The sequence below is a fragment of the Anaerobacillus alkaliphilus genome, assembly GCF_004116265.1.
Classification (GTDB): domain Bacteria; phylum Bacillota; class Bacilli; order Bacillales; family Anaerobacillaceae; genus Anaerobacillus; species Anaerobacillus alkaliphilus.
Map to the genome: position 1 here is coordinate 178,707 of NZ_QOUX01000046.1, position 13,867 is coordinate 192,573.

Consider the following 13,867-nt stretch of genomic DNA (forward strand, 5'->3'; position numbering starts at 1 on the left):
GTTCCCATCCATTAATGACTATTTTCATCATCATCTCTCCTTTCAATATTTTTGGTAATATTTACTACCTATTTAATTCTAAAATTATCTGAAATATATGTAAAGATATTTTTCTAAGTAAGAGTGTCTATGGAATTGCTAGAATAATAGGGACCCAGTTGTTATTGTTTCTTCCTAATGCGATAGATTGTCCAGTTTTTCCTTTTATAGTAATCAATAAAGGAGAGCTTGAATGTACAAGCTCTCCCGATTAGAAAGTTGATTGTGATAAATAAAAACAACAAGAGAAAGAACCGTTAAGCACTCAGCTCCTCTCTATGCATAAAACAAGCGACTTTCAATTTGCTTTAATTCATAGAAATAGCCTTTCTTATTCATTAATTGCTCATATGTACCGGCTTCAATGATTTCTCCTGCTTCCATCACAAGGATTTGATCAAATTTCTCTAGTCCATATAAACGATGGCTGACAAAAACCATTGTATCATCGGCATATTCTGTAAAAATCTCATCTATAATTTGTTTTTCAGTAATTGCATCAAGTGAAGAAGTTGGCTCGTCCAATAGCCATAAATGTGAGCCTTTCAACATCGCTCTTGCGAGGGCAAGGCGCTGTTTTTCTCCACCTGAAAGATTTTCTCCTTTTTCTAAGATAAGCGAATCTAGGGACAAATTATCCAAGTACACTTTTGCTAGCACTGTTTTCATTTCCCCGTCTGACGCGCTCTCTTTAGCAATCTGCAAGTTCTCCCTTACAGTTCCATAGAAGTAGTGATTGCTCTGCAAAACAGGATTTACCGCTTTCCAGAGTACTTCTTCATCTAGCTTCGAAAACTGCTGGCCTGCGATCCTAATCTCGCCCTGATAATCGTCATAAAATTTTAATAAAATCCCTAAAAAAGTTGATTTCCCTGAGCCACTAGGGCCAACTAGTGCTGTTTTTGAGCCAGCTGGAATTGTACAATTGACATTCTTTAACGTAGGCCGGCTTGAACCCGGAAATTGATACGACAAGTTCTTTACTTCAATTGAAGGGATAGTATCTGTTTCAATGCTGTTATTACTATCCTTAGAATTCTCCTTTTCATTGACGACTGAAAAAAGCCGACTGGCAGCTGTCTTACTATCAACAAAATGAATCGGAAACACAGCCATTGGAGTTGCTGTTTCAAAGACCGTCAATCCAATTAACACGAGCATCGCTAGAAATACAGGATCAAGCTTCTGTTCGAGTATGAAAATAGCACCTAAACATACTACGAGCCATGTAGTAAACAACGCGACCCATTGTTGAAGTGCTTGGCTCGTCAAAGCCTTTTTACTACTTGCTGCTTGACAAGCTAGATACGAATTTGCAGTTCGCACTAATTGATCTTCCCTTTCTTGAAGCTTTTGATACAGCTTTAAGTCTAGAAAACCTTGCATCAGCTCGGTAGTTTCTGTAGAAAGCCGGCCTCGTACTTCACGGACGATTGTTTTCTTCTGCTTTTGAAGCTGAGCAAAAAAGAAAGGAAGGAGAAAGCCCGTCACAATTAGTCCCGAAAAAAGGACCAAGGTTATTGCGGGTGAAAATAGCAACGTAAATACGAGTGTCACCAAAAATACCGCTACCATCACAACCGGAGGATAGTAGACTCGTAAGAAAAAGTGTTGCAAACTTTCTACATCGCCAACAATCCGAGCAAGTAAATCGCCACTTCTATAGTTATGAAAAATTGTTGCGGCATGCGGCTCAAGTTTATTAAAGAAATAGGTTCGTAATCTACTTAAAATCGTGAACGTCGCCCGATGTGAAAAATAACGTTCAGCATAGCGGCTGAGCGCTCTCATGACACTAAATAGCTTTAAAAATGCAATAGTCATTGTCAGCACATATAACGGGGGAAGCAGAGCCGCCTTCGATATCAGGTAGCCGCTATCTGCAAATAAAGCTACAGAAGAAATCGCTGCTAAAAACCCAAACAAAATCGAAAGCAGGAGATCTCTTTTTTCACTCATGATCAGCTTGATAACCGTTCGAAGCTCCATTACCCGGTAGCCTCCTTCCCATTCCTTTGAATTTCAAACATGTTCCGATAGGTAGCGCAGCTGTTTAAAAGCTTCTGATGTGTACCTGTTGCTATTAAGCGACCTTCTTCTAAAAACAAAAGTTGATCGGCGTGTTGAATTGTGTGAAGTCGGTGGGCAACGGTAATCACCGTTGCTGTTTTGGCTAATTCTTCAAGGGACTGCTGTAATACATGTTCTGTTCGAAGGTCAAGACCTGCTGTCGGTTCATCAAAGAATATAACCGAAGGCTTTTTTACTAAGGCTCTTGCTAAGGCAATTCGTTGCTTCTCTCCCCCTGATAATCCTCTTCCACCTTCACCTACTAATGTCTTTTCCCGATCGTCAAGCGTTTCAATTAACTCTTTCAAACCTGCCTTTTTGATTACACTTTCCCATTCGTCTTTTGATAACTGTCCTTGTTTCATCCCTATAAGAATGTTTTCTTCGATCGTTCCTGAAAACAAAAATGGTTGCTGAGAAATATAGCTAAACTGATCAAACCAACTTTCTTCCTTGTAAGCAAAAAGTGGTCTGTCATTTATCAAAATTTTCCCGCTCTCTGGAGAAAAAAGACCTGCAAGCATGTGAAGGAGCGTTGTTTTTCCCGCACCAGTCTTCCCTACAATGGCAGCATTCGTGAATGGCTCAACTGTGGCATGGACCCCTTCTAGCGAAAAAGAAGTTTCTGAATAACGAAAAGAAACATCCTCAAGTGCTATTTTAGGTGGTATTTTGCTTTCGAGCTCCAACTCTCCCCACTCTACCACCTTACTTCCTTGCTTAAGTTCATCAACAATTTTTTCGGCTGCCCCCATACTGCCACGTCCTGCGTGAAAAGCACTACCTAACTCTTTAAAAGTTGCATAAAATTCTGGAGCAAGTAAGAGCACAAAGAAAGCAGTGAAAAATGTTAGTTGCTGAAAAACAACCAGCCGCAGACCTAATTCTAAGGCAATTAAGGCAATCCCTAGCATGGAAATAAACTCTAGCATCAATGAGGAGACGAAGGCGATTTTTAACACCTCCATCGTTGCCTCGCGATACCGAATACTACTGTCATAGATCTCCTGGTGCTGTTCTTTGGCCTTACCGAAAAACTTTAATGTCACTAAGCCTTGGAGAATATCAAGAAACTTCCCTGAAAAAAGTGTGAGTTTCTCCATCTGCTCTTCTGCTTTCTTTTTTGAAGAACGTCCGATTAAGATCATTAAAAGCGGAATAAAAGGAGCAGTCACGAGAAGTATCGTTGCCGAAATCCAATTGTACCAAAAGACCGTAGCTAGTACGATTAATGGAACAATACTGGTTACGATGCGTTGAGGATAATATGTACTAAAGTAGGGATCGATTTCATCGACACAATCTAAAATGACGCTAACCCTCTTCCCTGCTAGCCCTTCGCGTGAAGCTTGCAATGGGTAGTTTCGATAATATAACAAAAGATTGTTCCGAAATTCTCTTTTTGCTACGACCGCCATATGGAGACCAATTCGGCCAGTTGCATACGTGAGACTAGCCCGAGCCGAAAAGGCTAGTAGAAGTCCAAGCAAAAATGGGATAACCTCAAGTAGCGTTGCAGCTTGTAGAAAAAGGGCATCGACAGTGGACACTATAAAATATGCTTGAGCAACAATAACAATTCCACTAGCAATCGAAGTGAACAAAAGTAGATGCCGAGACTTTTTTTGTTTTTGAACCATTTCTTTCAGCTGCTTCATGACAATTCTCCTGCCCTTGTAAAATACAAATTATTTTTCACTAGACAAATACCGTTTATCTTTAAGAAATAAGCGCCAAAACCATATAAACAACGGCAATAAGATGGCCATTCCAATCGCATAACCAATGGTAAGCGAATAAAACATTGTCAAATTCGTCAAAGCATCATATATGGTTAGATACGGATATACAAGATAAGGCATATGTGCCGAACCGTAAGCCAAACTTGCAAGCGCATATTGACCGATAATTAAGACAAAGGCCACACGTGGCTGACCAATTCGACCTTTTTTCGATGGCCACCAGAGCGCACTATATCCGATTGTGTAAGCAAACATACTCAAGGCAAACAATTCCCACTCACGTGCCATATTCTCAACCATCCACATTGCTTGTGGTATTAATGTTAATGTTGCCGCTACGGCAAAACTCAACATAATTGGCCCAAAGATAATAGCATTTTTTCGGTACACTTCATACGTTTCCATTGAATTCGCTTCACTAGCATAGTCACTTAAAAATAGGGAAGATAAAAACAATTGGCTCGCTAAACCGAAACCTATATGAGCGTATAACGTAGGGCTTGTCAGCAGTTCATTGTATAAGATGTAGTGTCGATCGCCAACAACTTCAAAAAATCCACCGATAATAATTGGCAAGACACTAAGCATCAATGCTGGAATTAATAAGCCAGTTATTCCTGAAACATAACGAAGCAACTTTACATATTTTCTTACCGTATACGAATAGACCATAAAAGCACTTCGGATTGTTAATAGGAATAAGACGAAGCTGACAGGTACAATTAATAATGAACCCATGGCAAAAGCAGCTCCGGGAAAAAAGCCGACAAGAGCGACAACGAACAAAACAAGAAATACATTCGTTACTTCCCAAGATGGTGATAAAAAAAGATTTGCAAAATTGGCTGCTGTCGTATCTTTCTTTTCATAATAATACATCGACCAAAAACCGGTACCAAAATCAACCGCACCACCTAACGCATATAGAAACAAAAACAGCCAAATAATCATGATCCCAATGTATGCTTCATTCAAGTAAATCCCCCCAATCTAGACTGACGTTGTCGTTTCATATTCTTTTGATAAAGGATTGCGCTGAAAATAAAACCTCATGACAAGCCCTGTAAGCACTAACAAGAACAAATATAAACTAATAAATAGAACAAAAATAAACCCTAGATTTCCTGATTGTGTCGCAGCCTCTGCCGTTCGCTGAAATCCAATAATTGTCCACGGCTGTCTGCCAATACAAGCAAAAATCCAGCCTGTTTCCAACCCAATCATCGCAAGCGGCCCACTGATAAGTAGTACAGCTAATAGCCATTGCGGATAAGGTTTCTTTCGAAAAATTAGCCGGTAAGCTATCGCTCCAAATGATACTGCAATTAATAATGACCCTATTCCAACCATAATATTAAAGAGCGTGTGCACAAACAGTGGCGGCCACTCGTCGCGCGGAAACTCATTTAATCCAATCACAACTCCATCAGTTGAACCAGTTGCGAGCCAACTAAGTAGACCTGGGAGTTCCAAACCACCAACAACACGATTTGCTTCTGGATCAGGAATTCCGAAAATTGCTAGCGGAGCATTTGATTGAGTTTCAAACAACCCTTCTGCTGCTGCTAGTTTTACAGGAGTGTTATTGTGCAATCCAACCGCGGAGCTATGACCACTGGTTCCTGTCCATAATGCCGTTGCCGCACCAAAGATCAGGGCAAGCATTAACCCTTTCCGGTAATACCTCTCCTCTTTTTCTTTCAGATTTCCTTTTAACAAACGATATGCCGCTACGGAAACAACGACAAAAGCCGTCGCCATGTAAGCGCTACTTACCACATGCTTAGCGGTATAACTAAAAGCAGGATTTAGGACCGCTTGCCATGGCTGGATATTAACAAATTGTCCATCAACAAAGTCAAAACCCCTAGGTGTATTCATCCAAGCCTGAACATTTGTAATTAATACCGCTGATGCTGTTGCGCCAAGAGCAACGAAAAAGACGCTAATTAACCGCATCGTCTGCGAAAGGCGGTCTGCCGCGTAAACATAAATTGATAAAAATAAAGCCTCAAGAAAAAAAGCAAAGATCTCAATCGCAAATGGTAACGCAATCACTTGTCCAACGACCTCAATGAACCCTGGCCATAATAAAGAGAGCATAACCCCAACAATTGTCCCCGAGGGAATTGCTACACCTAGTAAAATCGCAACCCCCTTTGTCCAACGCTTAGCTAATATTGCATAATCGTTGTCCTTCGTTACTACTCGAAGAACTTCTGCCAGTAAAATTAGAAACGTCAGTCCAACTCCCAAAGTAGCAAAGATAATATGAAATGCTAGAGACGAACCAAAAAGTGTCCTCGCTAATAAAACGTTATCCATTCTAACCTTCCTCTCACACTCATGTTCTAACTTTATTGTCTTTAAAAGAGGTTGAATTATACAAGCTTGTAAAAAAAATGAAATAACGAATGGTCCAACAAGTAAAAAAGGTACAAATAGAAAAAGGCTGAACTCAAAAAGTCTTTTATATAACCTTTTAAGCCCAGCCTGTACCATTGACCGATATTCATTTTTGATCTCATATATCTATGAAATACCTGTACATCTCAACAATTTTACTTTATAGTAGAAATTCAAGTAGGTGATACCATGATTACATTTGATACTAACTATAAACAAATTTTAACCAATGCTTGTCTCCATTGTAGAGATCCATATTTTCTACCAGCAAATCCAACATTCATTCATGCGGGTTGCTGTAGCTATAGTCCTGTTTTAGGTTTATTTGAAATTTATCAGATGATTAAAGATGGAAATAGAGAGTACTTTATAAATACAATCTATAACCACAAAGCAGCTACGATTAAGCCTTACGAAATTATTATTCATGCTAATGTACATCCGCAGTTTGATCAACTTAGCCTTAATCATCTTTCTCACATAGAAAAAGCAGACATTCGCCTTCAATACTCGGTATGCCAGTTCTTTGAACCACAAAAAGGCTGTGGACTTCCTGGGAACTATAAAAATACCACGTGTCGATCATTTATCTGTCTATCAGTTGAAGATCAGTTAGATGAGCAAAGAAAAAGTCAATTAAAGAAATGGAATACACTTATTTATCAAGAAGTGAAAACCTTTGTTAAACAACATCGAAAAGCCTTACAATCATTTGGTATGAACCTGCAAACTGATGTTCAATCGGTATTAAATTACCTTGAGGTTGAAGGTAGTAAAAATTAACTGAAATATGACTGAAATATATAGTTCAAATTTTTGAAGGGAATGATGATCGATTGTACAAGATTGGCGATAAAATTATTGCGCATTTTCAGGACGAGCTAAAAGAAGCTGAAATTGTTAAAACAGAAAAAATTTACCGTGAAACAGATGAACAAGGAGAGTTCGTCGAAAGTGGACTTACCATACTCGAGGAAGCCATTTCATCGATACCACTCCCTTATGAATTTCATGATGATATCTTAATTGTTCATTACCCAGAGAGTAAACTAGAAGAAAATAAAGATGAAAACAAAGTCATCTATCGTTGTAGAGATGCAGCATATACGTTACAAATAGATGATTATCAGATTATCGTAAGTGAAGATCAACTAAATAAGTAAATTACTTTTAGAAGGAATCTGTTAGTAGGATTCCTTTTTTTTGTAAAAAAACAGCCACGATTATGGCTGTCTAACATTTGATATTATGATACCTTTTCTTGTGGCTTTTGGTCTTCTACTTTTGCAATTTTAAACCTCTTCTTTGTATTTTATTTCGTCTAACGAAAAGGTTTTTTATATAACAAGAAAGGAACCCATGTAAATGGATTCCCTTCTTTGTTTATTCTTCTTGTTCTAACTCCTCTAGGTATGAATTAAATTTAGCTTCCACTTCTGGCCACTCATTTTCATCAATCTCATCGTAAAAGAGTGTACCCTCTTCGTCTTCGGTATACGTAAATCCTATAATTTCAGGTTCAGTTTCTTCCCTATTTAATTCCTCGCTTAAGGCAGCTAGTAAATAGTGCTTATCATTTAACTCACAAGTATAAATAACTTCATACTTTTCCTCACTACCTTCATCACCAAAAAGCAACTCTTCACCAATTTCAACAGCCATGTTTATCCCTCCTAATGACAGTAGTATATCCTCTTACTCAATCCAAAAAACAACTTTTACGTTAATTAAATACTAAATTCTTTAAAACTATAGATCGTCTTGAATGGCTGATCGTTTGTTTCAGGCTTTCGTTGGCGATAATTAAACCAAATACTATTCCAGCCAGCCTTAATCGGTGGTACTACATCATTTCTCCATGAGTCCCCTACATAATAACAATGCTCTGGTTTTATTTTAAGAGTACTAGTTACATGAATAAAGATATTCGGATCAGGTTTTGCGATCCCGACTGCATCTGAAACAAAAATTAACTCTTCAGGTATGTACTTATCAAGTTCTAGAGACTTTATCTTTTTCCACTGATGTTCAACTGGACCATTAGTAATCAGTCCAACCATGTAACCATTCTCTCTTAAGGTATGAAAAGCCTCAAGAAAGCCATCAATAACTTGTATATGCCCTTGCCTACTCTCATAGTGTTCTTGAATTTGCAACGCTTGGTGCGACGTTAGCTCATGTCCGAATTCATTGAAGGCAAGAACTAGTCTATTGACCCTTAGTTCTTCTAATGTAATTACATCATTACAATATTGGTTCCAAAGTATATCACTGAACTGTCGAGAACGTTTGAAGATGTCTTCATACTTTAAGTCCTCCGGAAACTCCTCTAGAAATTTAATTGCATCGTTAAATGGTTGCAGTTGATCATAAATAGTATCATCTAGATCAAAAAAAACAGCTCTCTTTATTTCTGTTGTTTGTACCATGAGATTTTCTCCAGTTGTTTTATTTAGTTGCCAAAGGCTACACCTTATAATACCATACTCATTTATTACATTTTAATAGAACAACATTTCAATTCGAGGGCTGTTTTTTTAAACTAACGTAAACAGTATAGGTTGATTGCATAAATAAAGGATATCTTAACTAGGTTAATGAATTTCATAATTCCAAAATCTCGCCACGAAGATACCATATCTAGTTTCGCTAAACTTTTCGCAACTATATATGGTTTTGGGTGGATCGTTTTTGGTAATTATGAAATTCACTCAGGTAAAAAAACTAATTTCTTAAAATAAGAAATAGTAGTTGCTATTTTTAGATTAACCTTATATAATTATCTTGAATTAAGTTATCTTGAATTTAAGATTTATTATTTAAGGGGGATTTTTAAAATGACAAAAACAAAATGGGCACTTGATACAGCACATAGTGGTGTAGAATTTTCAGTAAAACACATGATGATTGCAAACGTAAAAGGAACTTTTAACAACTTTAACGCAGAAATTGATGCTGACCCAAATGATCTAACTACAGGAGATATCTCTTTTAGTATCGATACAGCTAGCATTGATACACGAAATGAGGATCGTGATAACCACTTACGTTCAGCAGATTTCTTTGATGTAGAAAACTACCCTGCATTAACTTTTAAGGCAACTGAAATTGTTAGCAACGGTGATGGTGAATATCAAGTAACTGGTGACCTAACTATCCGTGATACAACTAATAAAGAAACATTTGTTGTAACATACGAAGGATCTGGAAAAGACCCTTGGGGCAATGAGAAAGTCGGCTTTACAGTTAACGGAAAAATCAAACGTAGTGACTATGGTTTAACATGGAATGCAGCATTAGAAACAGGCGGTGTACTTGTTGGAGATCAAATTAAAATTTCATTAGAAATTCAAGCAGCAAAAGCTTAATATTTATAAACGAGGCATCCTTTCTTGGATGCTTTTGTTTTATATGCCTTAATTAAGGTTTTTATTTATATACAGAGAAGAAGAAACACATCCCCTTGGAATGTGTTTTTTCTTTACCTAGCAACGTCCTACTCTCACAGGGGGAAACCCCCAACTTACCATCAGCGCTGAAGAGCTTAACGATCGTGTTCGACATGGGAACGAGTGTGGCCTCTTCGCTATCGTTACTAGATTTATTCAATTGTTAATGGTAGGAGAACTATTATTCTTCAATAATTCACACCTTTACAATAACTTGTTTTCGTAGTTACTTAGATAGTTTGTCTCAACGACAGGATGTTCCTCATAACAAAATACAAAACAAAGTCAACATCCTTTCGAAGTGAAAATTCGACTCAATTATTACACTAGAATACTCAACATCTAAGTAACTTAGTAGGCGACCATTTAACAGATGTAATAAACCTGCCACTAATCAAGTTTAGAGGGATTGGCTTTATTAAATCAATATACCACATCTCACTCGCGAGATAACCACTCTTACAGCCAGAAAGATAGACGAGTTTTTTACTATCTGGTGACCACGTAATTGGAGAAGCATAACAATCTGTAGTAACCCACCCTTGATCATTTTCGCCATGCCTGCCTACTGTTCTTATAGAAGAAGAGTACCCATTCCAAAATCCACTCGTCTGACTATAGGCAATCTTTTTTGAGTCTAATGACCATTCTGGAAAATAACTTCTATCTTGTGAGCTACCTTCTATTTCATAAACCTGTCCTGATAATATATCCATTGAAAAAATGGCTGATGAACTAATCATTACTTTCCTATATATAACAAATTGTCCATCAGGTGAAAGTCGAACATCTGTCAATGTTCCTCCTTCATTAATAGTTAGTTGTTGGATACTTGTTTGATCAATACTTATCCGAAACAACTGACTTGTACCAGTTAATGCAGAGGATTGATAGAGAAGAGTCGTGTCATCCGGAAACCATTGAACATTCGTGGGGCTTCTTTCAATAATCTTATGCATTTTATGTGTTGCAGTGTTATAAATCATTATTTGATTTTGTTTTGTATATGCTAATCTATCACCTTTATAGGACCAGCTTAGGCTGTGTTCCTCCCCTATTACTAATTGGTCGATCCTGATGATTTCTTTAGAGGTAATGTCTACAACATAGAGAAACAGATCCTTACCCACAAAAGCGATCTTAGAACTTTCTTTGCACCAATACGGTACAGTAAAATAGTCTGCTAGCTCGTACGTAAGCCGAACATTCTCTCCATTCAATACGTCTAATACATATATATCAAAACTACCGTAATATCCAGATGTATAAGCAATGAGTTCTGTTTCTTCTATATTTACTCGCATAAAATTTCACTCCTTCCAAATATCTATTAGAAAAAAAGACACCTTCTAACTCGGCGTCTCCTCCTCGATATTACTTTGTTCAAATCTTTTCATCTGAAAATACGCTCCAGATAGCTTTTGCTCAATATAGGTTTGGGGGTCTGTATTTACAATTTCGCCTTTGAGTTGTTCGATGATTGTTTCTCCAAACATACCAGCCACTCGTGCTAGATCATCAATTACATGAAGCAATTGACGAACATCCTCAGATTGCTGCGTTTCATTCCACAAATGCTTCATTGCAGTATTTTGGATTTCTTCAATATCAGAGACAATTTCCTTCACATGCTCAATTTTAAATTTGGCCATTTTCTCCCCTCTTTCCCTACATTCTTATCTAAATAAATATTAGAAAATTCAAACAAATATACTTAATTAATATTTCAATTTGAAAAAAAAGCGATGTAGCTATTGGTAGGTAAGCTACATCGCTTTTGTTATTAATCGATTGTTAAATGATCTAGACCTTGTTGTAAGTCATCCCGAATATCTTCCCAGGATTCTAGTCCTACTGATAAACGAATTAACTGGTCTGTAATTCCCATTGATAACCTTACATCTTCTGGAATAACGGAATGTGTCATTGTTGCTGGATGTTGAACTAGAGTTTCTGCATCCCCTAAGCTAACAGCAATTTTAATCATTTTTAAATGATTTAAGAAATTTTGTACATCTTGTTTTGAGCCGTTTATTTCAAAGGAGAATAGTCCACCACCATATTTCATCTGTTTTTTCATAATTTCATAATCTGGATGACTGGTGTCGCCAGGATAATAGACATCTTTAATTGCTGGATGCTTCTTCATCCACTCTACTAGTTTCATAGTATTTTCACAGTGTCTGTCCATACGAATTGGCAGTGTTTTAAGTCCACGAATTAGTAACCACGCATCAAAAGGAGCTAGAATACCTCCAATATCCTTTTGTGTCGTCATCGCTATTTTGCTCATTAGTTCTTGACTACCAATCGCTAGACCTGCTACGACGTCTCCATGACCGCATATATATTTAGTGGCACTATGAACCACTACGTCACAACCGAGCTGTAACGGTTTTTGTAGATAAGGAGAACAAAACGTATTGTCAACGACAACAGGGATAGAGTATTCTCTAGCAATATTAGTAACCATCTCAATATCAATCATTTTCATGGTTGGATTAATTGGAGTTTCGATATAAATACAAGTTGTTTCTGGTTTAATAAGAGATCTTATTTGTTCGCTAGTTTCCATAAAACAAAAATCATGGGTAATGTTATATTTTTCTTCCATTAGCTTCAATAAGCCATAGGTACATCCGTAAACACCTTGTGACACAAGGACATGATCATTTGTCTTTGTTAGTGAGAGTAACACAGCTGAGATAGCAGCCATTCCGGAACCGAATGCAAGACAAGCTTCTCCTTCTTCTAACTCTGCCATTTTCTCCTGTAAAACGCTCACTGTAGGATTACCTAACCTAGAATAGATATAGCCTTTTTCTTCACCAGCAAAAAATCTTTCACCCTGCTCCGCAGTTTCAAACGTAAACGTTGAAGTTTGATAGATTGGTGCTGATAAGCTTCCTAAATGTTCTTTCGAATCATAACCAGTGTGAATAACCCTCGTTTCAAATTGTTTGTATTTTCTCTCCATTTAATCTCCTCCTCTTTCTCTCACTTTATATATACCATATTCCAGAAAGAAGGAAAATGGAAACGCTTTCTTTTAGTACAATAGTACTAGAAACCTCTCTTTACTCTAGAGAAAATATACAACCTAGTTATTTTTATGCTACAATACTTCTGTTATGTAAATTACTTAGAGGTGACTTAAATGCCTAACGAATTTTTCATGTGGTTTATATTTTTATGGTCAATTTTTATTTTTGTGCTGATCTCTATTGGTGGGTACTTTATGTTCCGTAAATTTTTAAAGAAAATGCCCAAAGAAGATGGTAAATCAATATTGGATTGGCAAGATTACTATATTGAAAAGACGCAACACTTATGGAATCTGGAAGGGAAAGCATTTTTAGAAGAGTTAGTAGAACCTGTTCCGGTTTTATTTCGTGATGTTGCTAGAGACAAAATCAAAGGGAAAATTGGTGAAGTAGCTTTAGAAGATGAAGCTAGTGAAATTACTCGTGATCATATTATTAAAGGCTATTGCTTAGCTACACCAAAACGAGATCATAAATTCCTAGTAAAAAAACTTACCGAAAAAAATATCGACAAATCCACATATCAGCAATATCTATAAGAAAAACCAGTCACCTAGGGAGAGAAACGCAAAGTCTACTCTCCTGGTGACTGGTTTTTCTTTTTATTATTTTTGAGCAGTTACAGGGTCTATAGCTATGTGGTTTAGTTTCTGGTTCTCTGCTAATTTCTTCTGTAACTTTTTAAATCCTAGGAACATTGAAATTCTCCACGGAACAATCATTCCATAAGCAACAATGAAGAACATACCGCTTAAATGCAATGGATCAATATGAAAACCTAAAATGTACTTAAGTACCAGACGGATAACTAACAGACCCAATAAAATAAATAAAAATGATTTTGATTTTTTAAAATAAATATGTTCATCTCTAATTTCAAATTTAGAGGTCTTTACAAGAAAAATAGAGAAAAGTAAACCAACCGCTAGAGCTTCTAGTACTTGGAGAGAACTAATTCTAACTGGTTCATATAAGAACATGAAGAAGCCCGTTGACATGAACATGGGCGGCAAAATAATTTTCTTTATAGTTGCAGGTTTTTTAGCTGCCTTCATACGGATAAAAAAGGCCATAAAGGCCATAAAAATAGCCACTCCAGTCGCTAAATATGTCATAT

The 13,867-nt window shown here is 37.0% G+C and carries 14 protein-coding genes and 1 rRNA gene; 4 read left to right on the top strand and 11 right to left on the bottom strand.

All coding sequences use genetic code 11. The features are described from left to right. Nucleotides 1-315: 315 nt before the first annotated feature. The 4 genes from cydC to DS745_RS16090 are packed head-to-tail and all read right to left on the bottom strand — an operon-like array spanning nucleotide 316 to nucleotide 6,176. The gene (cydC, locus tag DS745_RS16075) at nucleotides 316-2,028 is read right to left on the bottom strand and encodes a thiol reductant ABC exporter subunit CydC (protein ID WP_129079255.1); all 1,713 of its coding nucleotides are present in this window, start codon (nucleotides 2,026-2,028) and stop codon (nucleotides 316-318) included. Next, a complete protein-coding gene (gene cydD, locus DS745_RS16080; protein ID WP_129079256.1) occupies nucleotides 2,028-3,767 on the bottom strand; it encodes a thiol reductant ABC exporter subunit CydD in 1,740 nt (579 codons plus the stop codon). The genes cydC and cydD overlap by 1 nt, the downstream gene beginning before the upstream one ends. Nucleotides 3,768-3,797: 30 nt before the next feature. Next, nucleotides 3,798-4,826 (bottom strand): cytochrome d ubiquinol oxidase subunit II, encoded by a 1,029-nt coding sequence (locus DS745_RS16085; protein WP_129079257.1) that lies wholly within the window; start codon nucleotides 4,824-4,826, stop codon nucleotides 3,798-3,800. A gap of 15 nt (nucleotides 4,827-4,841) precedes the next feature. Then, nucleotides 4,842-6,176, bottom strand: a complete 1,335-nt coding sequence (locus DS745_RS16090; RefSeq protein WP_129079258.1) for a cytochrome ubiquinol oxidase subunit I — start codon at nucleotides 6,174-6,176, stop codon at nucleotides 4,842-4,844. Between the two features lie 270 nt (nucleotides 6,177-6,446). Between DS745_RS16090 and DS745_RS16095 the strand changes: the two genes are divergently transcribed. Together DS745_RS16095 and DS745_RS16100 are read left to right on the top strand one after the other, a co-directional pair. Further along, the gene (locus DS745_RS16095; RefSeq protein ID WP_129079259.1) at nucleotides 6,447-7,040 is read left to right on the top strand and encodes a hypothetical protein; all 594 of its coding nucleotides are present in this window, start codon (nucleotides 6,447-6,449) and stop codon (nucleotides 7,038-7,040) included. A gap of 53 nt (nucleotides 7,041-7,093) precedes the next feature. After that, a complete protein-coding gene (locus tag DS745_RS16100; protein WP_129079260.1) occupies nucleotides 7,094-7,420 on the top strand; it encodes a hypothetical protein in 327 nt (108 codons plus the stop codon). 220 nt (nucleotides 7,421-7,640) lie between these two features. Here DS745_RS16100 and DS745_RS16105 read toward each other — a convergent pair whose 3' ends face one another. Next, a complete protein-coding gene (locus DS745_RS16105; RefSeq protein WP_129079261.1) occupies nucleotides 7,641-7,919 on the bottom strand; it encodes a DUF1292 domain-containing protein in 279 nt (92 codons plus the stop codon). 65 nt (nucleotides 7,920-7,984) lie between these two features. After that, a complete protein-coding gene (locus tag DS745_RS16110; protein ID WP_129079262.1) occupies nucleotides 7,985-8,686 on the bottom strand; it encodes an HAD family hydrolase in 702 nt (233 codons plus the stop codon). A gap of 408 nt (nucleotides 8,687-9,094) precedes the next feature. Here DS745_RS16110 and DS745_RS16115 point away from each other — a divergent pair, with 408 nt between their 5' ends. Beyond that, nucleotides 9,095-9,625 (top strand): YceI family protein, encoded by a 531-nt coding sequence (locus DS745_RS16115; RefSeq protein WP_129079263.1) that lies wholly within the window; start codon nucleotides 9,095-9,097, stop codon nucleotides 9,623-9,625. 115 nt (nucleotides 9,626-9,740) lie between these two features. Here the strand turns inward: DS745_RS16115 and rrf are convergent. The 4 genes from rrf to megL form a co-directional block, all read right to left on the bottom strand. Beyond that, a 5S ribosomal RNA gene (gene rrf / locus DS745_RS16120) occupies nucleotides 9,741-9,857 on the bottom strand. Between the two features lie 184 nt (nucleotides 9,858-10,041). After that, complete coding sequence (locus DS745_RS16125) at nucleotides 10,042-11,010, bottom strand: TolB-like translocation protein (protein ID WP_129079264.1); 969 nt, start codon at nucleotides 11,008-11,010, stop codon at nucleotides 10,042-10,044. Between the two features lie 45 nt (nucleotides 11,011-11,055). After that, nucleotides 11,056-11,358 (bottom strand): hypothetical protein, encoded by a 303-nt coding sequence (locus DS745_RS16130; RefSeq protein WP_129079265.1) that lies wholly within the window; start codon nucleotides 11,356-11,358, stop codon nucleotides 11,056-11,058. A 131-nt stretch (nucleotides 11,359-11,489) separates the two neighbouring features. Further along, the gene (gene megL / locus DS745_RS16135; RefSeq protein ID WP_129079266.1) at nucleotides 11,490-12,683 is read right to left on the bottom strand and encodes a methionine gamma-lyase; all 1,194 of its coding nucleotides are present in this window, start codon (nucleotides 12,681-12,683) and stop codon (nucleotides 11,490-11,492) included. Nucleotides 12,684-12,863: 180 nt separating this feature from the next. Between megL and DS745_RS16140 the strand changes: the two genes are divergently transcribed. After that, on the top strand, nucleotides 12,864-13,289 hold the full coding sequence (locus tag DS745_RS16140; protein WP_129079267.1) for a DUF2621 family protein: 426 nt from the start codon (nucleotides 12,864-12,866) through the stop codon (nucleotides 13,287-13,289). Nucleotides 13,290-13,355: 66 nt separating this feature from the next. Here DS745_RS16140 and DS745_RS16145 read toward each other — a convergent pair whose 3' ends face one another. Next, nucleotides 13,356-13,865, bottom strand: a complete 510-nt coding sequence (locus tag DS745_RS16145) for a CcdC family protein (protein WP_129079268.1) — start codon at nucleotides 13,863-13,865, stop codon at nucleotides 13,356-13,358. Between the last annotated feature and the right edge of the window lie 2 nt (nucleotides 13,866-13,867).

Bases quoted from the DNA above. Each gene is read 5' to 3' on its own strand.
- cydC (WP_129079255.1), bottom strand. From the start codon at position 2,028: ATGGAGCTTCGAACGGTTATCAAGCTGATCATGAGTGAAAAAAGAGAT.
- cydD (WP_129079256.1), bottom strand. From the start codon at position 3,767: ATGAAGCAGCTGAAAGAAATGGTTCAAAAACAAAAAAAGTCTCGGCAT.
- DS745_RS16090 (WP_129079258.1), bottom strand. From the start codon at position 6,176: ATGGATAACGTTTTATTAGCGAGGACACTTTTTGGTTCGTCTCTAGCA.
- DS745_RS16095 (WP_129079259.1), top strand. From the start codon at position 6,447: ATGATTACATTTGATACTAACTATAAACAAATTTTAACCAATGCTTGT.
- DS745_RS16105 (WP_129079261.1), bottom strand. From the start codon at position 7,919: ATGGCTGTTGAAATTGGTGAAGAGTTGCTTTTTGGTGATGAAGGTAGT.
- DS745_RS16110 (WP_129079262.1), bottom strand. From the start codon at position 8,686: ATGGTACAAACAACAGAAATAAAGAGAGCTGTTTTTTTTGATCTAGAT.
- DS745_RS16115 (WP_129079263.1), top strand. From the start codon at position 9,095: ATGACAAAAACAAAATGGGCACTTGATACAGCACATAGTGGTGTAGAA.
- DS745_RS16125 (WP_129079264.1), bottom strand. From the start codon at position 11,010: ATGCGAGTAAATATAGAAGAAACAGAACTCATTGCTTATACATCTGGA.
- DS745_RS16130 (WP_129079265.1), bottom strand. From the start codon at position 11,358: ATGGCCAAATTTAAAATTGAGCATGTGAAGGAAATTGTCTCTGATATT.
- megL (WP_129079266.1), bottom strand. From the start codon at position 12,683: ATGGAGAGAAAATACAAACAATTTGAAACGAGGGTTATTCACACTGGT.
- DS745_RS16140 (WP_129079267.1), top strand. From the start codon at position 12,864: ATGCCTAACGAATTTTTCATGTGGTTTATATTTTTATGGTCAATTTTT.
- DS745_RS16145 (WP_129079268.1), bottom strand. From the start codon at position 13,865: ATGACATATTTAGCGACTGGAGTGGCTATTTTTATGGCCTTTATGGCC.